Genomic DNA, 23,655 nt, shown 5'->3' on the forward strand with positions numbered 1-23,655 from the left:
GGCGCCGCCGCCCGGCGGGGAATGGGACGGGGGGGGGGACGGGGTCAGTCGCGGACGGCGACGTACGCGGCGAGGCCCTCCATCAGGTGGTGGCTGGCCTGGTCCAGCAGGTACGCGCCGCCGAGGGGGCCGCCGAGGGTGTAGAACGAGCCCTTTCCGGTGGCCTCGGCCGTCTTGCGGACCGGCCAACGGCGGTCGATCAGGTAGTGCGTCGCGCCGGACAGGACGAGGGCGGCGGCCATGCTGCGGGGGCGCAGGCCGAGGCCGAGGACACGGTTTCCGACGAGGAGCGCGGCGGCCTGCGTGGCGGCGTACGAGGCGACGTGTCCCGCGAGGGCTTTGTGTCCCTCGGCGCCGGGCTTGGCCTTGTGCTGCGCCTGGTGGTCGCTCTGCACCCAGTGGTCGGCGACGTCGGCGGCGACGCGCAGAAGGGCGTACACGGCGGGGAAGGCGGCGGCGCGGTTGGCGGTCATGTCGGGTGGTTCCTCTCGAATATGTGCGGGCCGGGGCCTCGGGCGAGGCCCCGGGGGCGGCGCCGGCGGGTCAGCTGTGGGTGCAGCCGTGGGCGCGCGGGTCGGCGAGGTGGGTCTCGAACGCGGCGGCGTCGAACGGCGTCCACTCCCGGGCCGTGATCTGGCGCCCGCAGTCCTCGCAGGACCAGGAGCGCGGCCCGTGGACGCGTCCGTACGCCCGCCGGTAGGCGCGCTCGGTGGCGTTGACGAGGGCGTTGTCGACGGCCGACAGGGCGAGGACGGCGACGAGGACGAGGTACGCGACGCGGGCGAATCCGTCGGCGTTGAGCTGCGGCTCGACGGCCCACGCGGCGGCGACGGCGGCGAGCGCCGGGACGGCGGTGCGGACGAGGCCGAGGGCCAGGAGGCGGAGGCGGGCGGTCCCGAGCGGGATCGTGTGGACGGTGTTGCTTCGGGTCTCGGTCTTCACTGCGGTGGTTCCTCTCTGGGGGTCGGGCCGGGCCCCGGTGATTCACCCAGCGGGGCCCGGTACTGCGATGTGTGGGCGGTCAGTCGCGGGTGCCGGACTCCCACCGGTCGAAGCCGCGTTCACGGAGGTGGGTCCACTCCTGTCGGGCGCCGATGAGCTGCTCGGCCCACTCCATGGCGGCCTCGATGTCCGCGTTCGAGTCGTCCGGCCGGAAGGTCTCGTGACAGTCGCTCAGGTACTCGCCGGACTCCTTGTCGCCCTTGAGCTCCCAGCCGAGAACGTCCACGTCGACCCAGCCGGGTTCGAGCGTGAAGCGCGGGAACGGGCGAGGGGCGGGGGCCGCGGCCGGGGCCGCCGTGACGAGCTCCCGGAGGCTGGTCACCCGCCCGGCGGGGCGGCCGGTCCCGGCGGACCGGTGGACCCGCAGCGCGGCACCCTCGGGTGCGTCCGGCAGGGCGTAGACCCGGCCGCCGGCGAGGATGGCGAGGAGGCGGGCGCCGTGGCGCTCGCACCCGTCGGCCCCTGCGTTGGAGGAGTCGAGCACGGTCACGGCCGGGGCCCCGTCGCAGGGGGTCGGGTCGGTGGGCAGGGCGGCGGGGCACCGGACGACGCTCGGACCGAGCTGCTCGGCGTCGGTGGACCCGCCCGACTGGCCGGGGAAGTCGCGCAGTCCGGTGGCGCGGGTCTTGAGCGCGTTCGCGGCGGCCGGGCGGAAGCGGAGCCAGGAGCGGCCGACCTTCCCGTTCTCGTCCTCGGCGTAGACGACGAGGACGGCGCCCGCGGCGTCGGATTCGAGGTTGAAGCGGGTCACGGTGCCGGTGATCTCGACGTTCGGGTTCGGCTTCATGTGCGGGAGTTCCTTCGGTTCGGATCGGCCCGGGTCTCGGTCGAGACCCGGGGCCGGATGGTCTGGCGGGGGCGGCGGCTAGGGCTCGGTGGTGCAGTCCTCGCAGGACTCGGCGGCCTGTTCGCGGTGGTTGGGGCACATCAGCGCCCATGTGTGGACCGGCTCATCGGCGGGGGCGTCTTCCTCGGCGTTGAGTTCGGCGGCCCGGTTGGCGGCCTGCACCGCGCAGTCGTACGCCTCGACGCACCCCTCGTCGTTGAAGACGCCCGCCTCCTGCGCCCAGTGCGAGCGGCTGCACTCCTTGACCGGATCGCCGGACACATCCGGCCGGGCGGCGATCCGGTGCAGGCACGTCACAACGGGGGTGCAGTCGGCGGCGATCCATTCGGCGCCTCCGGCGACGACGACCCGGGCGGGCTCGTTCGCGCGGTACGTCATGCCCACAACGTGGCGCTCCTGGCCGTCGCCGCAGACGACGCGGGAGCCGGACATGAACCGGGCGGTCGACGCCGGCGGAGTCGGCTGCTCCTCGGTCTGGGCGGTGGTGTTCGTGTCGGGCCGCCATGCGAATACGGCTCGCAGACTGTGGGGCTCGACCTTCCACCCGGCATCGGTGAACGCCTTGGCGAGGATCTCGACACAGACGCCGTTCCACTTGTCCTTGCGGCTGGTGATGAGGCCGGACTCGATCCAGTACGCGGCGATCCGGCCGTTCCCGCGGGGCTCGACGAGGTAGCCGCGCACGGTCGGATCGGCCTCGTCGGGTTCGGTGATCTCGGTGTGCTCGGTGACGGTGGCGGGCAGCAGCGGCCGGAGAGCTTCGCGGGCGGCAACGACGTCGGGGTGTGTGATGTCGCTCGGGCGGCTTCCCTGGGCGGTGCCCAGGTGATCGACGACGACGCCCTCGACGATGCGGGGCTCGGCGGGCGCGGCCTGCACGGTCCGGGTGGCGTCGGCGGCCTCGACGGTCTCGACGAGCTGCACGACCGCGGCGGCGAGCGGGGAGGCCGCGGCCAGACGCTCGGCCTCGGCGCGCTCCGCCACCTTCTTCACGCACCGGTCGTGAGCCTGGGACGTGGGTCGCTCCGCGATGGTCTCGCGGGTGGAGAACTGGCCGTCCACGCGGGGGCGGATGCGGCGGTTGCAAAGGGCGCGTCCGTCGGCGTCGAAGGCGTGGCCGAGGACGGCATTCGACTTGGTGTAGGCCCAGATCGTTCCGGCCTTGAAGTCGTGTTCAGACATGCGGTGTTGCTCCGTTTCCGGTTCGGTTCTTGCGTGCCCCAACCCTGACACAAGATGCAGCTTTACTGCAAGTCCAACTGTGAGTTGTACTGAAACTCTCCCCTTGTTCGAGGTCGCCCGGACGCGACGGCGCCCCCGAGGGGTCCGCAGAACGGGCCCCTCGGGGGCGCTGCACCGGGAGTTACTCCTCCGCGTCGCCGTCGCGCATCTTGCGTTCGTGGCGCCGCTCGCCGTACGCCCCGGCCTCGCGGATTCCGTCGCGGGCCGCGCCGATCCCCTCTCGGCCCAGGCTCGCCGTCGACTCGATGGCCGAGGCGCCGGCGGTGGCCACCTGCCCGGCAGCGCCCGCAACTTGGCCGACTGCGCCCGCCACCGCGGCGACGGCGCCGAACGCGGCGGCCATGGCGCCTCCGGTCGCGCGCCCGGCGGGCTTGGCCGGTCCAGCGGGGGCGGCCTTGCCGGACTTCTCGGCGGCGGCAGCAGCGGCGCGGGCGGCCTGGGACTGTGCGGCGCCCTTGCCCTTGGCGACGAGAAAGCCCTCGATGTTCCCGGCCTTGAGGGTCAGGCGAAACGGCTTACCCTCCTCGGCCTGGGAAAGCGTCTGGAGGTGCGGCGTCGTCAGGTTCTCGACCTGAAAGAAGCACTGCGCCCGGCTGCGGCGCTTGCCCGAGGCGTCGGGGTGCATCTCGCCGCACGTCGCGTTGATGACGCCGCCCGAGGGAATGAGCGTGAGCTCGCGCGGGACGTTGCCCGTCCCTCGGCTCGGGCACCGGACGGCGACGCCGCCCACGGTGAGTTTGCGGATCTTGAGCGCAGTCATGTGCGGAGCTCCTATCGAGTGGTGATGGTGGCGGTGGCGGTGGCCTTGGCGCGGCCGAACAGTCCGGCGGTGGCCGTGGCGGTGGCCGTGGCGGTCTGCGCCCCGCCGGACCGGCGGCTCTTGACGACGGCGGCCACCAGGGCGACGACGAGGGCGAGAACGAACGCGATCTTGGCGAGGAGGACCAGGGCAGCGGCGAGGGCGGCGGCGGCCTCGGCGAACACCCGCAGCGCGTAGGCGGCGAGGGCGAGCGAGGCCGAGGCGGCGGTCATCAGGAGGGCGGTGGTCTTGGCCCAGGCCGGGACCGTGCTGGGCGCCGCGGGCGGGGTCGCGGGCTCGGCGCCGGCGGGGACGGTGGCGTACACCCACACCGTGCGGCCGTCGACGGTCCGGGCCTCGACGGCGCCCGGGATCGGGACCGGGGAGAGGAACGGGAGGGTCTCGACCGGGTGGGAGGGCATCGGCTCGGGGCGGTAGACGACGGGGGCCTCTGCGTACCGGTGGGCGGTGTTTTCCATGATCGTCGGTGCTCCTCGTCGTGATCAATTTGTATGGGTTTGAGATATCGGTACGGGCCGGTTCGAGTCGGGTTAGTGCAGGTCAGAGGCCCGTACGGGGCCGGTACGGGGGCCGTGGGGCGGGTTCACGTACCGGCCGGGGCGGGGTCCGTACGGAGGGCGTACCGGGCGCTGACCTGGGACGTTCCGACCCGTACGGACCCCGTACCGGGGTGCATACCTACACAATCCCGGCGGCCTGGCGGAGGTCGTCGAGGTAGTAGCCGTTCGCCCTTCCGCCCTTCGACCAGCCCCGGGAGGCGAGGCTCCGGCCGGTGCCGTCGAGGGCGGTGTCGAGGGCCTTCCGCAGCTCGGTCCCGCCGGTCTGGACATAGGCGGCCCGGTCCTCCTCACCGACGCCCAGGGCGGCGGGCGCCCAGGTCGAGGGGTCGAGCTGGGCGAGGCCGTCGAGGATGTCGGCGGTGGCCAGACGCTCGGGAAGCTTCTTGTCCTCGAACACCGCGAGGAGGTCGGCGAGGATGCCGCCGACCCGCGCCGCGCGCCCGGACTGCCCCGCCGCTTCCCCGGCGAGGGTGCCGGCGGCGATGCGCAGCGACCGGCCGCGCTCGCAGATGACACGGAACGCCGGAAGCTTGATCAGCAGGGAGCGGATGAAGCGGAGTCCGGTCTCGTCGGCGTGAATGCCCATGCCCTTGAACGCGGGGGCGAGCTCCTTTGCGTTCCAGCCGCTCGCGCTCGATCCGGTGCCGAGAATCGAGTCGCTCATCTGGTACGTGGCGCACAGGTGGGCGATGCGCTGCGGAATCGCGTCACGGATGGCGCTCGGGACGGCGTCACCGGTCGGCTTCTGTGAGGCGAGAATCGGAATCAGGCCCGCGGCGGGGCCCACCTTGGCGAGCGTTTCGAGGGCCTCCTCGATCCGCTTCCCGTAAGTGAGCTTGTCGTCCTCGTTCTCCTTGCCCTGGTTTTCGAGGTAGCGCTGAAGCTCGTCGATGATCAGGACACAGGGATACACCTTGTAATCCCGGACGATTTCGGGCGTGATCTTGCCCTCGGGGCATACCTCGTCGGGGAGCTCGAACAGGGCGTCGTACGCCGCTTCCATCTCCTTGACGAGGTCTTCGAGGACGTGCGTCAGGCGGCGGACGGCGGGCTCGGTGACACCGCGGACGTACGCCTCGGCGAGGAGGGCCGTCGCCGCCCAGTCCTTGCCGCCCTTGCCGTCGGCGACGATCACCCGGCACAGCGGGTCGAGGATGGCCGCAGCCGCAGCCGCGCGGGCGGTGAAGGTCTTGCCCTGCCTGGGCATGGCGCCGACGAGGAGGCCGAAGAACAGGAGCTCAATCGCGGTGATGCGCCCGGTCTCGTCCACGAACGTGGGGGCGCCATCCCAGATGTCCCACTGTTCGGCCGTCGCGAGGGGGGAGGCCACCGGCTCGCCGCCGAAGGGGTGGGAGTCGGCGACGCGCATGTATACGGAGCCCTCGTGCCCGTCCTGGCGGATGGAGAGCTGAATCGAGTCGACGGCGAGAGCCGCGGCGATGGCCTTGCGCTTGGCCCCCACTTCGGCGGCCGTCTTGCCCGACTCGCGGGGGAGCTCGAACCGTACGACGGACGCCCTGTCGCCCGGCTCGCGGGCGATGAAGCCCAGGACGGTCACGCTCTCGTCGTCCTTGAGGATGCCGACGCTACGGGCACGCAACGCCTTGTTGAGGCCCTCGTCGGTGAGGACCCCGGCGCCGGTGAAGTCGACGGCGTCGGTGACGGTGAACGTGCCGTCGGGCTCGCGACGGATCATCTCGCGACGGCCGAGGGCGTAGAGGATGCCGAACACCGGCAGCAGTACCGGGGCAGCCATGATCCAACCCCAGGTCTCCCCCAGGGCCAGGACGGCGCCCAGGTAGGTGCTGCACCCGGTGAGGCTGTAGACGGTGAGGGGCTCCCGCCGGCGGGCCCGCGCTTCCTTGCGGCGGTCGGCGCGAAGGTCGGCGATGTGCTCCGGGCCTGCCTTGGTCCGCCTCACCTTGTCGGCGATGTCTCCGTACTCGGTGGCGAAGACGTAGGACCAGGCGTCACGGACGCCGACCCGCGCGCCGAGGGCGGCGACGTTCGTCGCGCGCCACAGGTAGACCGGCGAGCGCAGGGCGTGAAAGGCGGAGGCGTTGACCCACTCGGCGCGGCGCTGGCGCCATACGCCCATGTCGGTGAGGGACTCGGGGACGAGGCGGCGAAGGTTCCAGCCCTCGCGCTCGTCGAGGACTTCGAGGACCCCGGCCTCGTCGCCGAGCTGGTCGGCGGGGGCCTCGTCGACCTTGTCCAGCCGCACCGTTCCGGTGGACAGGTCCGCGATGCCGGCGGGGGTGGTGCGGACGGTCTCGCGGGCCGCGCGGGCGAGGAGTTCGAGGCGGTCGAGGGTCTCGGGGTCCTGGTAGGCGGCGAGGTCGATGTACTGGGCTTCGCGCTCGCCGTGCTCGGTGCTGGTGGTGGACATGCGGGGTGCTTCCTCTCGGGGGGGCCCGGCCGCCGGGGGAAGCGGCCGGGCGTGGTTCAGGGGGCGAGCGCGCTTTCAGCGGGCGGGGGCGGGGGCCGGGAGGTCTGCGGCGTCCAGCTCGGCGAGCGCGAGGTGAAGCCGGGCCCGGGAGGTGTCGGAGGTGACCCCGATCGCGTCCCCATACATCAGGTTTTCGCGGGCCTTCTCGGCGGCCTCCCACGCCTTGCCGACGTGGACGTTGGCGAGGTCGGCCGTCTCGAACTTGAGGTAGACGAGGCCGAGCTCGGCGGACGCCTTGGCGAGGTGGTGGTGATCCCCGGCGGCCTCGGTGTCGGCCATCTGGGCGAGTTCGCCGGCGGCGAGCCGGTACAGGCTGCGATGGGTCGTCACTTGCCGCTCTCCTTCTTCTCCGCTTCGGCCTTCTTCTTGGCGGCCCTGCGCACGGCGAGGTTCTTGCACGCCCACTTGAGGGCGGCCGGGCCCCAGAGGATCAGGGCGAGGACGAGGAGTCCGACGACGGCGGCCGGGCCCCATCCGTTCTCGGGGACGAGACGGATCGTCATGTACGAGAACCCGAATCCAGCCGGGATCAGGAGGCGCGGGGGGTTGTGGCTGGCGGCGCTCATCGGGCGTTCTTCCTCTCGGCCTTGACGTGGTCGCGGAGCCGCATCGCGTAGCGGTAGTTACCGCCTCCGATGGCCTGCCGGACGTTCTTCACGGACAGATGCGCGGCGCCGCCGAGGAGGTCGGCAAGGGCGCGAACCTGGGCGATGTGAGCGGCGTCGAGGGGCCTGTCGGGGACCTTCGGGGCGGTCCGTCCGACGACTCGGCCTAGAGCCTGCTTCCCTTTGCGCCCAAGGGTTTTCGCGCTTCGACCACCCTTGCTCGGGCCGCCGGTCGGGCCGCCCGAGGAGCGGCGCGCGGCGGGTCCCTCGTCGCCTCCGTCGGGCGGGAAGAGGTCCCCGAGGAGCTGCTCGACGGCGAGGGTTTCAACCCCCACGCCGTGGGCTGCGGCGAGGGCCTTGTCAGCGTGGCCACGGCGGGCGACGACGCGAGCGGTGGTGGCAAGCTCGGCGCCGTGCTCGTCGCGCCATGCGGTCCGCCACGCTTCCTCGGTGTCGACCGTGCCGTATGGGTGCGCGGTCAGGATGTCGGTGTACCGGTTGTAGACCGTGGGGAAGCGACGGCGGCGCCTGCGGTCGTGCCGTCGGCTGCGACGTTCCTCCCTGCGCTGCGCCTTGGTGCGGGTGGCGCTGACGCCGTGCCTACCCCAGCCGCGGACCTCCCAGAAGAACACCCCCGCATAGCTCGCAGCGGCGAGGACCCACGCGAGCCACCCGCCGGGCGAGTCCGGGGCGTGGCTGTAGTTGATGACCGCGGCGAACGTCGCGCAGGCCCACATGACCACCCGGAAGCGGCCGACCGGCCTTCCCTCGCGCTTGGCGCGCTCGCCGGAAACGGTGGCCACCCACGCCCCGGCCTCCAGCATCACGGCGAGGCACAGGGAGATCACGCCAGGGAGGCTCTCGCCGTTGAGGGCGCGGAGCTGGAAGTACAAGGCCGGGACGATGCCGCACGCCATAACGATCATCGCGCCGACGGTGTCGCCCTCGCGGCTGAGCTTGGCGAACAACTCGGCACGGGCGGCCTTGCGCTCGGCCTTGCGGCGCGTCTTCTCGCGGTCGCGCTCCCGGCGGAGACGACGCTCCTCCTCGGCCTTGGCGGCGCGCTCCTGGCGCTCCTCCTCGACCCGGGCGGCACGCTCCTTGCGCTCCAGCTCGGCGAGGGCGGCACGCTCCTTGCGGTCCTCCTCGCGCTCGGTGAGGCGGTCGAGGCGGTCCTCGGCGCGGTCGGCGGACTTGTCCCGCCGGCGCTCGTCATAGAACGAGGTGGTGCTCACTTGGTGATCTCCTTACGGGCGCCCCAGCGGTTGATGGAGCACAGGGGGCAGGCGGTGAAGGGGATGCCGCGGACGTGGGCGCGGAGCCACTCGGCGCACATGAGGGAGCCAAGGGCGGCGGCGGCGAGGGCCTCAGCCGCGCGGCCGTCGAGGTAGGAGACGGCGGCCCATCCGACGACGGCGACGAGGGCGGCGGTCGAGGTGGCGACGTGATGGACGGTGGCGGCGAGTCCGGCGGCGGAGTCGCTCAGGATGTGGCGGGCGGTGGTGCTCATCGGGGGGTCTCCTCGTCGGCGTGGCGGTCGAGGGCGGCGCGGGCGCGGCGGCGGTGGTTTTCGGCGGCCCACAGGACGGCGCATCGGGCGGCCTGGTGGGCGGTGGCCGGGTCGGTGAACCCGTGGCGGGCGAGAGTCTCGGGGGAGACGTCGCGGACCAGGGCGCACGCTGCGGCGGTCACGGCGCCGGGCGGGGCGTCGGGATCGAGGGCGCCGGCGGCGCGGCGGGGATGCTGCGGACCATCGCGGCGAGGCGGACGGCGAGGCGGCCCAGGACCAAGGCCCCGGCAACGAACGTCCCGGCCTTGACCAGGGTCACCAGGGCGGTGAACAGGGTCACGACGAAGGGGGCGGCGGCCTGGGCGAGGCCCGCGAGGACGAGAACCAGGACCAGGAGAGCGGCGGGGTGCAGCCGGTCGGCGTAGCCGAGGAGGGCGCGCAGCACGCGGGCGGCGGCGTGGCGGGTGATCGTCACGCGGCCCACCCCCGGAGAACCTCGTCGGTCTCGTCGAGCTCGTAGCCGTCGGCGTTGTCGGCGCGCTCCATCTCGTCGGCCAGGACGAGGAGGCGGCCGTACGCCTGCGGGACGTTCACGAACCCGGCGTCGATCATGTCGACGAGGGCGGCGACCCGGGCGGCCTCGTCCTCGAACGCGGCGAAGAGGGCCGCGGCGTGGTCGGCGTCGCTCAGGTCGTCGGCGATCTTGTACTCGTGACCGGTGACGAGGTCGACGTCGAGGCCGATCACGGCGGAGACGTCCAGCCGCGCCGACTCGTCGAGGAAGCGGGCGGCCGTGGCGATTCGCGGAATCGGACCGGATTCGGGCATGGTGGTGCTCACGCGGATCAACTCCCTGTTTCAGGCTGGTGAGTCGAGCCCGCTTAGCGGCCCCTTTGCGTGGACTAGACGCATTGGGGCCGCGCCCGTTTGGGCAGCGGGTCACACTTTCCGCCTCCTCCATTCCTAGGAATGGGGCGGCTGGTAAGACCATGACATCCCCCGGAACCACTGTCAACCATTCCTAGGAATGTGCTGTACTGAATACACCCGACGGGAGGAAGTGCGAGGCATGGCCGGTAAGTGGCAAGCGTTGGCCGACAGGCTCGAACGCGAGATCAAGGAGGGGGTGTATCAGCCCGGAGAGCCCTTGCCGCAGATCCTTGATCAGGTGGCGGCCGGCGCGGGGGCAAAGGCGACCGTGAGCCGCGCCTATCAGGAGCTTGAGGCTAAAGGGCTGGTGACCTCTCGCCGCGGCCACGGAACAGTGGTGCGCGACCGCAGCCGTGTGCGGGTGCCGCTGAATCGGTTCGAGCGCGTCCTCGACCCCGGCGGAACCCGGGGCCCATGGGAGGCCGCGACTGCCGAACAGGGCCTAGACGGACGAATGGAAGTCGCCACCCCGGCCGCCGAGACGCTCGACGCTCCCGCCGATGTCGCCGAGCTCCTAGAGCTCGACCCCGGCACCCAGGCAGTTCGCCGCCGGCGCCGCGCACTGATCGGCTCGGACGTCGTCGCTCTGCAAGAGGCCTGGTACCCCCTCGACGTCGCCCAGGCGGCGAGTCTCGACCGACCCGAAAAGATCACGGGCGGTATCCTCGCCGCCCTCCTCGCCGCCGGTCTCCTACCAGTCGAGGCCGACGAGTACGTGACCGCCGAGGAGCCGACACCGCAGCAGGCCGCCCAGTTGGCCATAGGGGGCCGGGTTTCGGTCCTGGTGATCGACCGCGTCACCAAGGACCGCACCGGCCGGGCAATCGAGCTTGTCCGGGTCACGGGCGCGTCCGACCGGCTGCAACTGGTGTACTCCCCTCTCCCGCTCCAGGTCCGCGTACCCCGTAGAGGCCGCACGTCCGGCTCGTAACCGAGCGCTCGGGAGACCCAAGGGCCTTGCGCCCTTGGTGTCCGGATTTCCGGACACGGCCTTTCCGGCGGACTGGGGGCGTGCTACCCCGTGCCGCTCAACCGATCACCGCCCCGCCCGAAGGACGAGCGCCCGGCCCCGGAAGGGGCCGGGCGCTCTTGCGTTTCCGGGCATCACCCCCGCCGTCCGAACGGGTGGTTCTCCCCCTCGCGTACGCGGGCGCAGCCTGATGGGGCGCGCCCAACTCATCATGGTTCGGGAGCATTTGACGCTTTCGCAATGTTTTGCCACATTTCGATCCCGCCCACCCCGGGCGTACCGAGAGAGAGGTCGATCACCCATGGCACGACTCACCGAGTACGACGAGAGGCAGGCCGCCGGGCGGCTGCGCGTGGCCATCACAGCGTTCCGCTGGGCCATTCACGCGGGCATCGCGCCCCGGCCGGATGCGTCCGAATGGAAGTGGTCCCGGACGGCGGTCGAGGCGATGGACCGGGACGCCATCGCGGCCGGACTGCCCGGCGAACCGCTGTCCGGCCGGCAAGCCGCGGACCGGATCGCCGAGGCCCTCGGCACGCCGAACATTCCCGGCGAGCCCCCGGCCGTCACGGCGTTCGTCGTGCGCCGCTTCATGGCGGCCGGGTTGCTCACCGAGCTGTCCGCTAACCCCGACGGCTCCCTCGTCCATCCGTCCCAGGTGGCCGAGGTCTGCGCCCGCCCCGATCTGGCCGAACTCGTCGCGGGCGCCTCACCGCTCGGCCCTGACCAGGCCGCGGCCCGCCTCGGCGTCCGGCGTTCCGACTGGGATCACATGGTGCGCTTGAAGTGGATCGCACCGGCCGAGTGGCGGGAGGTCCAGTTCGGAACCAGCAGGGCCGGAGCGGTCGACGTGCCCATGTACCGGGTGGCCGATGTCGACGCCCTGCCCGCCGCTCACCCCGAGGTCGATTGGCCCGCGCTGCGCGCCGTCGAGAAAGGGCGGCGGTCCCCGCTCGCTGCGGTAGCTAGGTAGTCCCCCGGCACGACAGAGGCCCCACGCTCCCGAGCGGGGGGCCTCTGCGAGCGTCGATGGTCCTCACGGAAAGGGCGACGCGATGTGCAGCCCACCCCTATTCTCGGGAACATGTCTGAGACCGTGTCACCCGAGATTCCGGGCCCGCTCGCTGTCGCCCTGGTCCAGCGGATCGGGGCTGTCCGACCCGAGGATGGGCTCTACGGACAGGGCCGGATCGCTGGGTACCTCGAAGTCCTGGGGGCACTGCTCGGGACCGACCGGCCGAGCGACGCCGCATTCGAGATTGCGGCGACACTCGACCTCGCCGCGCCGGACGCTGCTCGAACAAGGTAGGCCGCACAACGACGAGAGGCCCCGCCCCGGGAACTTCGGGGCGGGGCCTCTTGCGCGTCTGTCAGGGGCCGGACACCAAGGCGACGACGAGAACCTCCCGGCGGACGTCGTCGATGCGATAGAGGACGCTCGTCCACGCGGGACGACCGCTGACGGTGAGTAGGGCGGTGTAGAGGCCGCCGACGCGGTCGGGGTAGAGCTCGCCGAGGTGGTGCGGGGCGTCGGCGAGCTGGGCCTCGAACTTGAGGACGGAGGCCCGTTCGTCGGGGGTGGCCGTGGCGAGGGCGGCACGGCCGGTGTCGCTGTAGACGACGGACCAGGAGGAGGCGCCGGCGGTCACCGGCTGGACTCCTGGGGGGCGTCGAGGATGTCGGCGGACGTCCACCGGGGGGCGGCCGGGTCTGTGCTCGCGGCCACGGCGGCAAGGATCGTGGGGTTGGTCCGCATGACAAGCCGGTGCCGCCACACGCGAACGAGAGTGGCGTACGCCTCGGGGTCGTCGAGGTCGAGCTCGCCGAGCTGGGCCTCGAACGCCTCGCGGTCGGCCGGACTGGCCGCGGTGAGTGCGGCACGGAGTTGGGTCACGGTCCGCGGGCCGCCGTCGGGGTGGGTGCGAAACGGGTCGATGGGTTCCTCGGCGGGTGCTGCGCTCACGCCTCGGCCCTCCTGAATCGGAACTCGGTGGTGCCGGTGCCGGGGTTCGTCGTCTCCTCGAACTCCACGCCTGCGGCTTCCATCATCGCCCGCTGCATGACGACTGCGGAAGTCTTCCCGCAGCCGACCGTACCGACCATCAGGGTGTTGCCCTCGGGGGTGCTCTGCTCGCTCCAGAACGCGACGGGCCTCGTCTGCCCGTGGTCGAGACGGGGGGCGTCGATCTCGTGCGGTTCTCGCATCTCAGGCTCCTTGGGCCTTGGTGAGGGTAAGCCGGTGCTGGGTTTCGAGTTGCGCGGCTGCCTGCCGGGGGATGGTGAGAACGCCGTCGAGGAGCGTGCGGGCCTTGGCGTACGCGGCCTGTCGCTCGTGTTCTCCGCCGCGTCCGTCGAGTGCGATTTCGAGGAGGCCGCGGGCCTTGGCGACGATGGCGCGCTCCGGTTGGGGAACGTGGCGGGTGCCGGTTCTGCGTGCGTGTTCGTCTGCGGCCCGCCATGCGGTTTTCAGGGCGCTTACGGCCGTCCGGTACGCGGCGAGGTCGTCCCCCCGGCGGGCGTCGCCGGCGGCATCCATGGCATGCAGGAGTGCGGCGGTCTGGGGCACGGTGACGTCGTCGAGGGCCGGACGGTCGAGGAACGCGAGGACGTCGCAGACGTATTCGCCGTACGTCTCGGTGACCTCGTCGTGGTCCGTCTCGATGACGTGGCGGCGGGCGAGCTGGGCGGCGGCGCGCTCGCGTCGTGCGGCCGTTCGGCGACGGCGCCGGTTGCTGAGCTTGGCGGCGGGAACGGCGACGGCTGCGGTTGCCGCGAGACCGAGGACCGTCCAGAGCGCCCAGGCCGGGACGAGCGGCCCGTCCTCGGTAGGTTCCTCGCTGGGCGCCGGCGGCTGCGGGGCATCGGGACCGAGGACGAACTCGGCGATCTCTCGGGGCCACATGAGGGCCGCCGTTACGAGGCCGCCGAGGACGAGCGCCCGCAGCGCCCCGCCGAATCCGCCTCGTAGGTAGGTGTGGAGCGCCACCCATGCGGTTCCGAGGGCGGCGGCGCTACCCAGGATGGAGAGACTCCAGTCTGCCCACTCGGTCATGACGTGGTCAGGCCGCAGCTCGCGAGGTCTTGCCCTTGGTGGCGTCCTTGCGGGCCTTGCGGTTGCGGGCGGCCTCGGCGAGCCATCCGGGGTGTTCCTTCTCGACGAGGTCACGGAGGTACTGGGCGGCGATGCCGGCCTTACGGGCGACGGCGGACAGGTGTCCGTACTCGTCCGAGGTGATGGCCTGGGCGACGGCTTCGGCGAGTAGTGCCGCATTGTCCTTCTCGGCCTGTTCCTTGGACCGTTCGGCCTTCTTGCGGAGCGCGTCGAGGGTGTCGGTAGTCATGGGGTGAGGATGACACGTTCACAAGTACGCTGCAAGCAACACTTGCAGTTGGGCTGCGACCGTGGAAGAGTGTCCGGTGATCGGGGCTACTAACCAACGCACCGATCCACCAGTCGTTATGAGTCCAGCTCACAAACTGTGGGGGCGAAGCATATGGGGAAGTTCGCTAGCGCCATGAGTTCGACCGAGTCGACGCTCCGGGTGACGGTGGCCGCCCTGATGCGGGCGTGCGGCGAGAACCAGACGAGGTTGGCCGCGGGGCTCCGGATCACTCAGGGGCAGCTCAGCCGGAAACAGAACGGGCGGGCGGCGTGGTCCTTCGGTGATCTCGACCTTTTGTCCAAGCACTACGGCGTTCCGGTTCCGGATCTTGTAGCCGGTCCGTCGCACGCGGTTAGCAAGTTGCCGCACGTCCGGTTGGCGCAAACGATCGGCGGCACACAAGAGGTATTCACGGTTTAAATCGCCTGGTCACAGGCGGTATCCGCGCTATCACACGCGCGGTGGGGTTTACCCCTTGGTTCGGCTCCAATCATGCGGAAAGCCCCATCGGGGGTGTGTCGGGAGTTACCAGCTCCCGCCCGATGAGGCTCTCCGCATGACCCGCTCTTAGGTCTACTGCGATTGTGCCACGCTATGCCGGGCGCTACACCGCACAGGCCGGAAAGGCCGTTTTGTGGCACCACATCGGGACATCAACCCGGACAACTGCGAAAATTGCCGCCGCGTTTTCGCGGCACTCGAAGATCACCGGATCGCCGATCCCGAGACGTGGCTCACCACGGTGGAGATCGGGAAGGTGGTCGGTCTCAAGAAGCGCGCCACCCAAGATCACCTTGGCCACCTGTTCGCCAAGGGGCGGATTGACGCGGACCGTCGTACGCCGCTCGTCGGCGGACTCGGTCAGCCGCTCTTGCCGGGAGCCCAGGAGTGGGCGGCGGCCATCGTGGCGCCTGACCCGACGTGCGCCAAGTGCCTCGTCGCCCTCGCTGCGTTCGGTTGGGAGGGGCAAATTCACTGGGATGAGCTCGCCGCGGCTGCGGGAGTTTCGAAGCGGACGGCCGAGCGACACCGGGCGCACCTGATCGCCGCGGACCTCCTCGCGTTTCGCGTGGTGCCGAATTCGGGGGAGGACGGGAAGAACTACGGTCGCAAGCCGGACCGCTTCACCCTCATGAGCGGACTCACCGCGCCGAAGCTCGCCGGGGCCGCGTGGGACGAGGCGCCGGCGGTGGCGGCACGGGTGATCGAGCGTGTCCGCTGGTTCGTCGGTTACACCGAGGAAGCGCGCTCGAACGCGGTCAAGTCGGTGACGTGGTGCCTGCGCAACGGTTGGCCGGAGGAGGTCCTCCTCCGGGCGTTGGACGTGTCCGAGAACCGGCAGGCGTACAACCCCGGCGGCTACCTGTCCAAGTTGCTGCGGAAGTTGCCGACTGAGTACGTCATCCCGGCCCAACAGGTCTGGCGGGGCGAGGTAGCGGAACGGCAGGTCGACTGCCCGATCTGTGACACGCCGTTCAAGACCAAGGTGCCCGGCCGGGTGCTCTGCGGCGGCGGCTTCTGCCTTCGGCCCGAGCTCGCCGTGATCCCGCTCGACGCCCGCGTATTCAAGATCGCCTGAGAGGGGTTGTGCCCGGCATGGGAAAGATCATCGACGCCATGAAGTCGCGGTTCCAGACCCGCGACATCCCCAAGACGATCAAAGGCCGTTTCAACGCCTTGATGCGCAAGGAGAAGGGCGACACCGCCAAGGTGGCGGAGCGTCTCGGCGTCTCGCGCCGCACGGTGCAGCGGTACGTCAAGGGCGATCGGGACATCAGCAAGAGTAAGCCGGAGATCGTCGACCGCCTCACCCAGGAAGTGTCCAAGGACCACCAGCCGCGCGTACGGGCCAAGGCCGAGGCCGAGGCCAAGGAGCGCGGGCTCTACGTCGAGACGCGGGCGCGGTTCGGATTCACCGCCGCCGGCGAGACGACGGACGATGCACGGATGCGGCGCCTCACCGAGGACGTCCCCGATGACCTGGTCCCCCAGATCTTCGAAGCGCTGCGCAACGGCGACGAGGACAAGGCCCGGGAGATCATCGCCGAGGGTCTCGCCCGGGAGTATTTCCGCGAGCCGGACACCGAGGGTGTGCGCGGGCTCGACGTCGATTTCACCGACATTGATTACATCGAACTGGACTACCGGTGATGACCATGTCTGAGACCACCTACACCGCGCCCCTCCTGGTCCTCGACGCGCCCGCGGGTTCCCTCGTCGCCCACCGGCCGGACGTCCAGCGGCTCGACGTCCCGGCGGCCGTCGTAGACCTGCCGTCCGCCGCAGAGTGGGCCCTCGCGTACGGCCTGGGCGCCCCGAAGCTGTCGGAGTTCGGCGAGGACTCCGCGCCGCTCCTGGTCCTCACCGAGTCCGCGGTCGAGGCCCTCGGGCTCCCGGCGCAGCTCGACGACCGCAAGCGACTGCGGGTGCCGGACGATCACCCGGCCGTCAAGGGCGTGGAAGAGGCGGGGTGGACCATGTCGCGGGCGGGTCTGGGTGCTTGGACGCACCTGTACCGCAACCGCGACGAGGTCCGTATCGCCGTGGTGTCGTGGGGTGCGTTCGGCGAGCACATGCGATGGGGCGACATGGATTTCGTCGCCGTCGACCCGTCGGCGTTCGCGTACACCCTCGGCCTCTACGCCGAGCGGGTCGTGAGTCCGACCGGCTCGACCGCCGGATGCAGCCTCACCCTGATGGAGGCCGTACGTCCCCGAACCCGCCTCGTCTACGACCAGGGGACGCGTCGGATGCGGCGGGTCCCGGTGCCCGGGTCGCTGTCGGAGCCGGTCGACCCCGCTCCGCCCGAGGCGCCCGACGAGCACCCCCTCGCCGCCGAGCGGACGCGCGAGGAGGCCAAAAACCCGGCGCACGTCCTCAACGAGGAGGCCCTCGCCTGGTACCGGGAGCCGACCGAGCACGAGACCGGCGCGCCCTACGTCGTCGGCCTTGATCTCAACGTGGCGTTCCTGGCGGCGGCGAACCGGCTCACCGTGGGCATGGGTCCGGCCGTCTACACCGACGGCCCGCGGTTCGACAAGAAGGTGCCGGGCTCGTGGCTGGTCGACCTGTCCGGCGCCACGCTGCGGACCAAGCACCTGACCACCAAGGAATGGATGCCCCTTCCGGACCACTTCCCCTCGCCGTTCACTCCGACCGGCAAGGCGCCGACGGGCCCGGCCTGGTACGCGACGCAGACCCTCGCGTATGCCGTCGAGCTCGGCATCGACGTCCAGCCCATCGCCGCGTGGCTGCGCCCGGAGTCGGGCGGGTACCTCGACCTGTGGCACAACCGGCTGCGGGATGCGTACATGGCCACCCTCGCGGACCTCGGCGTGACTGCCGACATGGACGAGGAGGCATTCCTCAAAACCATGTCGACGATCAAGGAACGCGACCCCGAGGCCGTCGCCCTGCTGTCCGCGATCAAGCAGACCGCAAAGGGCGGTATCGGCAAGATGCGCGAGCGGCCCCAGGGCAAGCGGGCGGGGAAGTTCGCCCCGTGGCCGGCACTCAAGCGCCCGACTTGGCGCCCCGACATCCGGGCGGCGGTGATCAGCGCGGCCCGAGTCGGCGCCCACCGCAAGATGACCAAGACGTGGGCCGCTACCGGCCTGGTCCCGCTCGCGGTGCTCTCCGACTGCGTGATCTACCCGTCCGGTCACCCGACGGCCCGCGCGGTGGTGCCGCGTAAGCCGGACGGAACGCCGCTGCCGGGAGGCTTCCGCCTCGGCCCGAATCCCGGGTTCGTCAAGGAGGAGGGCGTTCGCTCGATGACCTGGTTCAGGGAAATGGTCGCCAAGGAGGCGAACCCCGCGAGATTCATCAAGGAGGGCAAGGACGCCGGGCGCGAGGAGTAGGCAGGGCGTACAGCAAAGGGGCGGGGTTTCGGTGATCGCCGAGGCCCCGCCCCTTTGTGTCCTCTCCCGTCCCCGCCCGACGTCCTCATGACCAGGACGTCTTAGTCCGTGGTGTTATCGCTGCTCAACGCTGTGGAGCGGGTACCGGGAACCGTCACAACGGGAGGGACGGTGACGGCTTCGCGTAGCTCCTCAGATGCCCTACGGGCCCGGTAGGCGGCTTGGCGGCATGCTGGCCGACAGTAGACGGCATCGCGACGGTGGCCGTATCCACGGGCGAAGCGGTGGCCACATGCGGGGCAGCGCGCGACGGCCTCGGTCTCGCGACCGAGGGTGTACCAAAGGCCGACGGCCACCGCTTCCATTCGGTGGCTGCGCCACCGGCGCGCGGCGGCTTTGCACGCCGGGCAGCAGAACCGCTTGTCGCTGCGAGAAGTCACCGGCAGCGGCCTGGAACAGTTGATGTACGCGCACCGGCGAACCTGTCCGCCCATGCCTCCATGGTAGATCCGGGCCCTGACGACGTCGCCGACGTCGCGCCCTCGGTAGCGCACAGAACGCGACAGGCCCCCGCTCGTACGGGGGCCTGTTCGGGGCGGTTCTGTTACTCGACGATCTCGGCCTCGACGACCTCGACTCCCGCCGGGACCTTGGCGTGAGTGTTAAGCCACCGCCCGGCCGCCCGGATAGCCTTTACGTCCTTGTCGGCGGCCACGCTGTCGAACGGGGGGACCTCCTCGCCGAGCCTACCGAGGGTCGCGACGAGCTTCTCGGCCGTGGCGGCGACGTCCGCGAGCGTCTTGTTCACCGCTCGTCGCTGCTCCTCCTCGGACGGGGTGAGCTCGGTCGGGGTCTCCGTCACACCCCAGTCCAGACGGGTTTTCCTGATCAGCGCGGCCGTCAGCTTCTTGCCGGACGTCTCGGCCTCCTCGACCGCGTCGGCCAGTATGGCGAGCGTGGTCTCCTCCCCCTCCTTCTTCCAGGTGGTGACGAGTTCGAGGGCCGCCGACTTCGGCAACTCGACCTTGACCGATCGGGTGGGCGCCTCGGTCTGGGTGCTGGGGGCGCCGGCTTCGAGGGCCTGCCGCTGAGCGGGAGGCCCAAGGGCCTTGCGCCCCTTGGTGTCCGGATTTCCGGACACGCTCTTTCCGGCGGCTGCGGCAATGCGGATGGGGGCGGTGTCCATGAGCTCGTACAGGGTTGAGCGCTTGTATCCCCACCGCTCGAAGCCGTAGTTCTCGATGGTTCCGTACTTCGGGATGTGCAGCTCATCCCCCCGGATGCCGTCGAGCGCGAGGCCGATCTCAATCTCGGCGCGGAACCGCGCCTTCATGACGGTGTGGGCGAGGCTGTTCCGTGAGGTCTCGATCGCCGCCTCGTACGCGAGGAGTCGCTCCTCCGGGTCGTCGGGAAGGCTCGCCCGGTCGAGGAGCTGGGGGGCGAACGGGTCGGCGACGGCAGCGGGCAGGCCGCCGCCGAAGTTGGCGAGGAGATCCTCCTCCTGGTCCTCGTTCCCCACCGTGCCGACTGCCGCGGGGGCGGGCTCGATCGCCCCGCCCGGCGACTGGGCAGGGTCGGCCGCCGGGGCGGTCCCGTCCGGCGTCTCGGCCGTCTCCGTGGAGTCCGGGGCCTGGGAGCGGGTCACGATGCCGAGCTTTCGCCGGCGCCTGCTGCCGGTGCCGGTCTCGGTGCTCACGCGACCCTCACCGGGTTGAGGAGGAGGCGGGCAACCTGTCCGTAGTCGGCTACGGCGGTAGCTCGGGGAGCATGAAGCCGCGTCGGCTGGTGAGTCGCCGGCGCTTCGCCGACGCTGGTCGTCTTGCGGATGGGGGAGACGATCGCGTCGGGGTAGTCCTCGGCGGCCTGTTCCTCGACCTCCCGGGCGAGATTGGTCCGCTCCCACATGGTGGTGAGGATGGCCGCAACGCGGAGTTTGGGGTTCTCGCGTCGCTGGATCTTGGCGATCGTGTCGCTGATGCTCAGGACGCCTTGCGCGTCGAGGGCGCCCGGCTTCACAGGAATGATCGCGTCGTCCGCTGCGATCAGGCAGGCCAGGGTGACGAGGCTCATCGTTCGCGAGGCGTCGATGACCGTCACGTCAAACCGCATCTCTGATTCGGCGATGGCGTACCTCAGGGCGTTGTCCGTGCCGCTCGTGCGCTCGTACTCGACGCGGGAGAGGTCTGCGCCACAGGGGACGACGTAGAGGTTCTCGAACCGCGTCGGATAGGTGGCCTCATCCAAGGTCACATCCCGCACGGGGGCGCCCGGGTTCGCCGGGTCAGGTTCGGCGCCGAGGAAAACGTGACGGAGGCTGTAGCGCTGATCCATCGGGAGGCTCTCGGGGTACAGCACGCCGAGCCAATACGTGATGGCGGCGTTCTGCGGGTCTGCGTCGATCAGTCGGACACGCAGCCCCATAGCGGCCCAGGCCGCCGCGAGCTCAACGGCCGTAGTCGTCTTGCCCACGCCGCCCTTGTTGTTGGTGACCACGAACACGCGGGCCGGGTCGGCGGGGCGGAAGGTGGCCGGTACGAGGGTGGCAGCGGACCACTGATGGTGCGGTGCCTCCGTATTCCACTCGCTGACGATCGACAGGAATTCAAGATCGTCCGCAAGGGGCGGAATCGGGGTGAGTGTCGTCATGGCGTAGACGGTAGCCATGATCGGACCGTGCGACGTACTCGCACCCCGGAACTCACCCCCATTCGTGACGCTGGGAGGCCCGGAACCCTTGCGGTTACTGGTGTCCGGAAATCCGGACACGCACGGACGGCACGCGCGGAAGGCACGGAAGCGGCCCCGGAGCATCGGACCAACCCGGAGGGCTCGGAAAGGTCACTGTGCACCCCAGACGTGCGGGCCACCGCCGCGCCACTGAATGAGTTCGGACCGTGCGACGTCGCTCTCGTCGAGGCCCTCCAGTCCGGCCCGGCGCAGGAACTCGACGACGTCACGGAGGCCGACCGCGCGGCCGAGGATCGCGTCACCGGCACGCACGCGACGCCCGCCGCCCTCGTCGGGCGGGTAGACGATGACGGCGGCCCCGTGCATACCTCCCAGGGTGCGGCGGGCGCCTCTGCCCGGCATCCCGGCGGCCGGTCACCGAACCCGCCACAGCCGCCGGCGTCGGTCCGTGCACCCCCTGACCGAACCCGCCACGGGGTACCGCGGTCAGGTTCGAGGAACGGGGCGGCCGATGTCGACGAGGAGGCCGTCAGGGATACCGTCGCGCATCCACCGCTCAGCCGTCGAGGAGATCAGACCCCCACGCCCGTGCAGGAGCGGCCCGCCCGTGTCCCCCATGATGCGCGCCGCGGCCTCTGCCTCGACGGGTAGGCCCACGTACGCCCGCCCCGGGGTGCGCCATGTGAGGTCAAGGGCGGTCCCGTCCGTGCCCGCGCACCAGGCGTGCGCCTCCTGCTGCATCCACGTGTCCCATGCCCAGCCCTCGACGTAGGCGAGGGCACCGCCGGCAGCCCAGGCCCAGGACACGGATTCAATGAAGCACTTCCCCGGCTCGCCGGGGGGCTCCTCGGCGCCGGACCAGGGGGCGGGGGTGAAGAGGCGCCCGCGGTCGAGGAGCAGGCTCGCAAGAGTGCCGTACGCCCATCCGTCGCGGTCCCGTGCGGTCATACGCAGGAAGGAGAGGAGCCACTCCTCGGCGTCGGCGAGCTCGGGAGCGTGCGCCGGGTGGGCAGTGTCGGTCATGGGCGGTGGCCTCCTGGGGGCGCGGGTGTGCCCCGAGTCTTCCGTGTTGGTGCACCCCGGGGAAGCCGAACCCGCCACCCGTGCACCGAACCCGCCATCGCGCGGGCCTTCCCCGTCCGTTCCGGCTGCGAGGGAGGGGAGAAAGTGCAGGTCAGACCGAACCCGCCATTCCGTGCACCCCCCTCACACCGAACCCGCCAAACGGTGCACCCCCCGCGCCGCCTGGGGCTATGCGCTCTGCTCATGGTTTGTGAGCTGGGGACATACGACCCTGTCACCGCTGCCGACGAGGCGCGAGTGGTTTTCCCTGGCACCGAGAGGCCCCCGCCGCGGGCTGCGGCGGGGGCCGGTGTTCAGAGCCTGTGTGGCGCGAGCGGAGCCCTCACCAACTGGGGTCGATCCCGTCCTCAAGGTCGGCCATGTTCGCGGGCTCCCGGTCGTAGTCGTCGGGGGCGCCGCAGGTGCAGATGCCGCCCTCGTAGAGGTCCCGCTCGCACGCTCCGTCTCGGTGGGGGGCCTCGGACTGCTCCGGCCTGATGGGGGCCCACCGTGGGGTGGGCGCGGACCGGCCTTCGAGCTCGGCCCGGATGGACTCAAACGAGCGGCCTTCCCACCCCTCGCATGTCTCACAGCCGCGTCCGCCGGGGCCGGTCCCAGGGCAGTCGTACATGTGCATCTCGGGGTCGATGTCGATCTCGGCTCTCCGAGGCGGGGAACCGAGGGCGCCGAGGGGCCCGCGCCTCACCATGCGGAGGGCGGCGCGTTGTCGAGATCGAAGACCGGGGACCAGTCGGCGGCCGTCGGCTGCGGGTCGTGGTCGACCACCAGCACCCGGGAGGGCTGCCCGAGCTGGGCCTCGCCGGGCCCGCCTTCGTAGTAGTCCTCGGGGGGTCCGCCGTCGGGGTCGACGTCGCCCTCGGGGCCGTCGTCGAGGTAGTCGGGCGCCTCCTCCTGGCCCCCGCCGGCGAGCGGCTCCTCGTCCTCCTGGCCCTCGTCGCCGTAGTAGTCGTCCTCGGGGGTGAGGTAGTCGTCGGGGTCGGGGTCTCGCCCGTCCTCGTCGTCCTCGTCGTCCTCGCCGAAAAAACGGTCGGGGAAGTTGGGATGACGAATGCCGCTGTAGATCACGGTCACGCGCCCCTCGCCCATGACGCCGGTGTATCGGCCGCCCTCGACCTCGTCCCGGTTGCGGACCTCGCCCCACGGAAGGTCAGGCAGTGTGACCGTGACCTCGAATGCCCCCTCGCATTCTTCGGTGCAGCGGTAGACGTCGTACCAGGCCGTGAGGTCGAACAACGAGCCGGGATGGCGGTCGACGTGGACCATGCGCCCCGTGCACTGGGGGTCGTCGTCGCACTCCTCCGCGCACGGCTCGCCGTGGTGGCAGTCGACCCCGGAGCATCGACACGGCCGGGTGGGGTCGATCTCGGGCCGCCACACCGCCTCGGAGTGCGCGCGCTGCGCTGGGGTGGCGTCGGCGGGCAGCGCGCGGACGCCGAGCTCTTCGGCTGTGATCCCCGCCGCGGCCTCGGCGGGGGTGGGTTCGAGGATGTATGCCACGGCGGCCGGGGCGGGCGCCGGCTGCTCCCCGGTGGCGGGTTCGGTAGCGGGTTCGGTGGCGAGCTCGGAGCGCGCCCGGTTCAGCGCGTCGTGATACCCGATCCCCTCGGCCTGTTGGATCTCCCGTGCGCGCTTCTGTGCGGCGTTGCGCTTTGGCATGGCGATGCCCTCCCGGTCCGGGCCTTGGTCCCCACGCCACCCGCCCGGTA

At 71.1% G+C, this 23,655-nt stretch carries 32 protein-coding genes; 7 read left to right on the forward strand and 25 right to left on the reverse strand.

The features are described 5' to 3' along the window. Positions 1 to 44: 44 nt before the first annotated feature. The 14 genes from ACWFQ8_RS29240 to ACWFQ8_RS29305 all read right to left on the reverse strand — a co-directional run bounded on the left by ACWFQ8_RS29240 (position 45) and on the right by ACWFQ8_RS29305 (position 9,875). A complete protein-coding gene (locus ACWFQ8_RS29240; protein ID WP_453789284.1) occupies positions 45 to 473 on the reverse strand; it encodes a transcriptional regulator in 429 nt (142 codons plus the stop codon). A 70-nt stretch (positions 474 to 543) separates the two neighbouring features. Then, positions 544 to 942 carry a hypothetical protein gene (locus ACWFQ8_RS29245; RefSeq protein WP_453789285.1) on the reverse strand — a complete coding sequence of 133 codons (399 nt, stop codon included), beginning with the start codon at positions 940 to 942 and terminating at the stop codon, positions 544 to 546. A gap of 79 nt (positions 943 to 1,021) precedes the next feature. Then, positions 1,022 to 1,789: a hypothetical protein gene (locus ACWFQ8_RS29250; protein WP_453789286.1), complete on the reverse strand. Its 768-nt coding sequence runs from the start codon at positions 1,787 to 1,789 to the stop codon at positions 1,022 to 1,024. 78 nt (positions 1,790 to 1,867) lie between these two features. Continuing rightward, entirely contained in the window at positions 1,868 to 3,031 is a 1,164-nt protein-coding gene (locus ACWFQ8_RS29255; protein WP_453789287.1) for a hypothetical protein, read from the reverse strand. A gap of 181 nt (positions 3,032 to 3,212) precedes the next feature. Next, positions 3,213 to 3,851: a hypothetical protein gene (locus ACWFQ8_RS29260; protein WP_453789288.1), complete on the reverse strand. Its 639-nt coding sequence runs from the start codon at positions 3,849 to 3,851 to the stop codon at positions 3,213 to 3,215. A gap of 11 nt (positions 3,852 to 3,862) precedes the next feature. Next, positions 3,863 to 4,369: a hypothetical protein gene (locus ACWFQ8_RS29265; protein WP_453789289.1), complete on the reverse strand. Its 507-nt coding sequence runs from the start codon at positions 4,367 to 4,369 to the stop codon at positions 3,863 to 3,865. 220 nt (positions 4,370 to 4,589) lie between these two features. Next, a complete protein-coding gene (locus ACWFQ8_RS29270; protein WP_453789290.1) occupies positions 4,590 to 6,860 on the reverse strand; it encodes a hypothetical protein in 2,271 nt (756 codons plus the stop codon). Positions 6,861 to 6,935: 75 nt separating this feature from the next. Further along, the gene (locus ACWFQ8_RS29275) at positions 6,936 to 7,250 is read right to left on the reverse strand and encodes a hypothetical protein (protein ID WP_453789291.1); all 315 of its coding nucleotides are present in this window, start codon (positions 7,248 to 7,250) and stop codon (positions 6,936 to 6,938) included. After that, complete coding sequence (locus tag ACWFQ8_RS29280; RefSeq protein WP_453789292.1) at positions 7,247 to 7,486, reverse strand: hypothetical protein; 240 nt, start codon at positions 7,484 to 7,486, stop codon at positions 7,247 to 7,249. The genes ACWFQ8_RS29275 and ACWFQ8_RS29280 overlap by 4 nt, the downstream gene beginning before the upstream one ends. After that, complete coding sequence (locus ACWFQ8_RS29285) at positions 7,483 to 8,760, reverse strand: hypothetical protein (protein WP_453789293.1); 1,278 nt, start codon at positions 8,758 to 8,760, stop codon at positions 7,483 to 7,485. The genes ACWFQ8_RS29280 and ACWFQ8_RS29285 overlap by 4 nt, the downstream gene beginning before the upstream one ends. Next, entirely contained in the window at positions 8,757 to 9,035 is a 279-nt protein-coding gene (locus tag ACWFQ8_RS29290) for a hypothetical protein (RefSeq protein ID WP_453789294.1), read from the reverse strand. Before ACWFQ8_RS29290 ends, ACWFQ8_RS29285 begins: the two co-directional genes overlap by 4 nt. After that, the gene (locus ACWFQ8_RS29295) at positions 9,032 to 9,217 is read right to left on the reverse strand and encodes a hypothetical protein (protein WP_453789295.1); all 186 of its coding nucleotides are present in this window, start codon (positions 9,215 to 9,217) and stop codon (positions 9,032 to 9,034) included. Before ACWFQ8_RS29295 ends, ACWFQ8_RS29290 begins: the two co-directional genes overlap by 4 nt. Beyond that, positions 9,214 to 9,510, reverse strand: coding sequence for a hypothetical protein (locus ACWFQ8_RS29300; protein ID WP_453789296.1), 297 nt, complete (start codon positions 9,508 to 9,510; stop codon positions 9,214 to 9,216). Before ACWFQ8_RS29300 ends, ACWFQ8_RS29295 begins: the two co-directional genes overlap by 4 nt. Next, the gene (locus ACWFQ8_RS29305) at positions 9,507 to 9,875 is read right to left on the reverse strand and encodes a hypothetical protein (protein ID WP_453789297.1); all 369 of its coding nucleotides are present in this window, start codon (positions 9,873 to 9,875) and stop codon (positions 9,507 to 9,509) included. The genes ACWFQ8_RS29300 and ACWFQ8_RS29305 overlap by 4 nt, the downstream gene beginning before the upstream one ends. Before the next feature lie 229 nt (positions 9,876 to 10,104). Here ACWFQ8_RS29305 and ACWFQ8_RS29310 point away from each other — a divergent pair, with 229 nt between their 5' ends. The 3 genes from ACWFQ8_RS29310 to ACWFQ8_RS29320 all read left to right on the forward strand — a co-directional run bounded on the left by ACWFQ8_RS29310 (position 10,105) and on the right by ACWFQ8_RS29320 (position 12,244). Next, the gene (locus ACWFQ8_RS29310) at positions 10,105 to 10,896 is read left to right on the forward strand and encodes a GntR family transcriptional regulator (RefSeq protein ID WP_453789298.1); all 792 of its coding nucleotides are present in this window, start codon (positions 10,105 to 10,107) and stop codon (positions 10,894 to 10,896) included. 340 nt (positions 10,897 to 11,236) lie between these two features. Then, positions 11,237 to 11,908 (forward strand): hypothetical protein, encoded by a 672-nt coding sequence (locus ACWFQ8_RS29315; protein ID WP_453789299.1) that lies wholly within the window; start codon positions 11,237 to 11,239, stop codon positions 11,906 to 11,908. Between the two features lie 111 nt (positions 11,909 to 12,019). After that, entirely contained in the window at positions 12,020 to 12,244 is a 225-nt protein-coding gene (locus tag ACWFQ8_RS29320; RefSeq protein WP_453789300.1) for a hypothetical protein, read from the forward strand. A 61-nt stretch (positions 12,245 to 12,305) separates the two neighbouring features. Here ACWFQ8_RS29320 and ACWFQ8_RS29325 read toward each other — a convergent pair whose 3' ends face one another. The 5 genes from ACWFQ8_RS29325 to ACWFQ8_RS29345 are packed head-to-tail and all read right to left on the reverse strand — an operon-like array spanning position 12,306 to position 14,276. Beyond that, a complete protein-coding gene (locus ACWFQ8_RS29325; RefSeq protein WP_453789301.1) occupies positions 12,306 to 12,584 on the reverse strand; it encodes a type II toxin-antitoxin system RelE family toxin in 279 nt (92 codons plus the stop codon). Beyond that, on the reverse strand, positions 12,581 to 12,898 hold the full coding sequence (locus ACWFQ8_RS29330; RefSeq protein ID WP_453789302.1) for a hypothetical protein: 318 nt from the start codon (positions 12,896 to 12,898) through the stop codon (positions 12,581 to 12,583). The genes ACWFQ8_RS29325 and ACWFQ8_RS29330 overlap by 4 nt, the downstream gene beginning before the upstream one ends. Continuing rightward, a complete protein-coding gene (locus ACWFQ8_RS29335) occupies positions 12,895 to 13,140 on the reverse strand; it encodes a hypothetical protein (RefSeq protein ID WP_453789303.1) in 246 nt (81 codons plus the stop codon). Before ACWFQ8_RS29335 ends, ACWFQ8_RS29330 begins: the two co-directional genes overlap by 4 nt. A 1-nt stretch (position 13,141) precedes the next feature. Beyond that, positions 13,142 to 13,987 carry a DUF2786 domain-containing protein gene (locus ACWFQ8_RS29340; RefSeq protein ID WP_453789304.1) on the reverse strand — a complete coding sequence of 282 codons (846 nt, stop codon included), beginning with the start codon at positions 13,985 to 13,987 and terminating at the stop codon, positions 13,142 to 13,144. 7 nt (positions 13,988 to 13,994) lie between these two features. Then, the gene (locus tag ACWFQ8_RS29345; RefSeq protein WP_453789305.1) at positions 13,995 to 14,276 is read right to left on the reverse strand and encodes a hypothetical protein; all 282 of its coding nucleotides are present in this window, start codon (positions 14,274 to 14,276) and stop codon (positions 13,995 to 13,997) included. Positions 14,277 to 14,450: 174 nt separating this feature from the next. Here ACWFQ8_RS29345 and ACWFQ8_RS29350 point away from each other — a divergent pair, with 174 nt between their 5' ends. From ACWFQ8_RS29350 to tap, 4 genes are all read left to right on the forward strand, one after another. Continuing rightward, the gene (locus tag ACWFQ8_RS29350; RefSeq protein WP_453789306.1) at positions 14,451 to 14,738 is read left to right on the forward strand and encodes a helix-turn-helix domain-containing protein; all 288 of its coding nucleotides are present in this window, start codon (positions 14,451 to 14,453) and stop codon (positions 14,736 to 14,738) included. A gap of 214 nt (positions 14,739 to 14,952) precedes the next feature. Beyond that, positions 14,953 to 15,897 carry a hypothetical protein gene (locus tag ACWFQ8_RS29355; RefSeq protein WP_453789307.1) on the forward strand — a complete coding sequence of 315 codons (945 nt, stop codon included), beginning with the start codon at positions 14,953 to 14,955 and terminating at the stop codon, positions 15,895 to 15,897. A 17-nt stretch (positions 15,898 to 15,914) separates the two neighbouring features. Continuing rightward, entirely contained in the window at positions 15,915 to 16,469 is a 555-nt protein-coding gene (tpg, locus tag ACWFQ8_RS29360) for a telomere-protecting terminal protein Tpg (RefSeq protein WP_453789308.1), read from the forward strand. Further along, positions 16,469 to 18,178: a telomere-associated protein Tap gene (gene tap, locus ACWFQ8_RS29365; protein WP_453789309.1), complete on the forward strand. Its 1,710-nt coding sequence runs from the start codon at positions 16,469 to 16,471 to the stop codon at positions 18,176 to 18,178. Before tpg ends, tap begins: the two co-directional genes overlap by 1 nt. Positions 18,179 to 18,782: 604 nt before the next feature. Here the strand turns inward: tap and ACWFQ8_RS29370 are convergent. The 6 genes from ACWFQ8_RS29370 to ACWFQ8_RS29395 form a co-directional block, all read right to left on the reverse strand. Beyond that, positions 18,783 to 19,874: a hypothetical protein gene (locus ACWFQ8_RS29370; RefSeq protein ID WP_453789310.1), complete on the reverse strand. Its 1,092-nt coding sequence runs from the start codon at positions 19,872 to 19,874 to the stop codon at positions 18,783 to 18,785. Continuing rightward, positions 19,871 to 20,842 carry a ParA family protein gene (locus ACWFQ8_RS29375; protein ID WP_453789311.1) on the reverse strand — a complete coding sequence of 324 codons (972 nt, stop codon included), beginning with the start codon at positions 20,840 to 20,842 and terminating at the stop codon, positions 19,871 to 19,873. The genes ACWFQ8_RS29370 and ACWFQ8_RS29375 overlap by 4 nt, the downstream gene beginning before the upstream one ends. Before the next feature lie 174 nt (positions 20,843 to 21,016). Further along, positions 21,017 to 21,232 (reverse strand): hypothetical protein, encoded by a 216-nt coding sequence (locus ACWFQ8_RS29380; protein WP_453789312.1) that lies wholly within the window; start codon positions 21,230 to 21,232, stop codon positions 21,017 to 21,019. Between the two features lie 120 nt (positions 21,233 to 21,352). After that, a complete protein-coding gene (locus ACWFQ8_RS29385; RefSeq protein WP_453789313.1) occupies positions 21,353 to 21,889 on the reverse strand; it encodes a hypothetical protein in 537 nt (178 codons plus the stop codon). Between the two features lie 382 nt (positions 21,890 to 22,271). Further along, positions 22,272 to 22,565 (reverse strand): hypothetical protein, encoded by a 294-nt coding sequence (locus ACWFQ8_RS29390; RefSeq protein WP_453789314.1) that lies wholly within the window; start codon positions 22,563 to 22,565, stop codon positions 22,272 to 22,274. Positions 22,566 to 22,630: 65 nt separating this feature from the next. Beyond that, the gene (locus ACWFQ8_RS29395; RefSeq protein ID WP_453789315.1) at positions 22,631 to 23,605 is read right to left on the reverse strand and encodes a hypothetical protein; all 975 of its coding nucleotides are present in this window, start codon (positions 23,603 to 23,605) and stop codon (positions 22,631 to 22,633) included. Positions 23,606 to 23,655 lie beyond the last annotated feature (50 nt).

This window comes from Streptomyces sp. NPDC055254 (genome assembly GCF_053606025.1).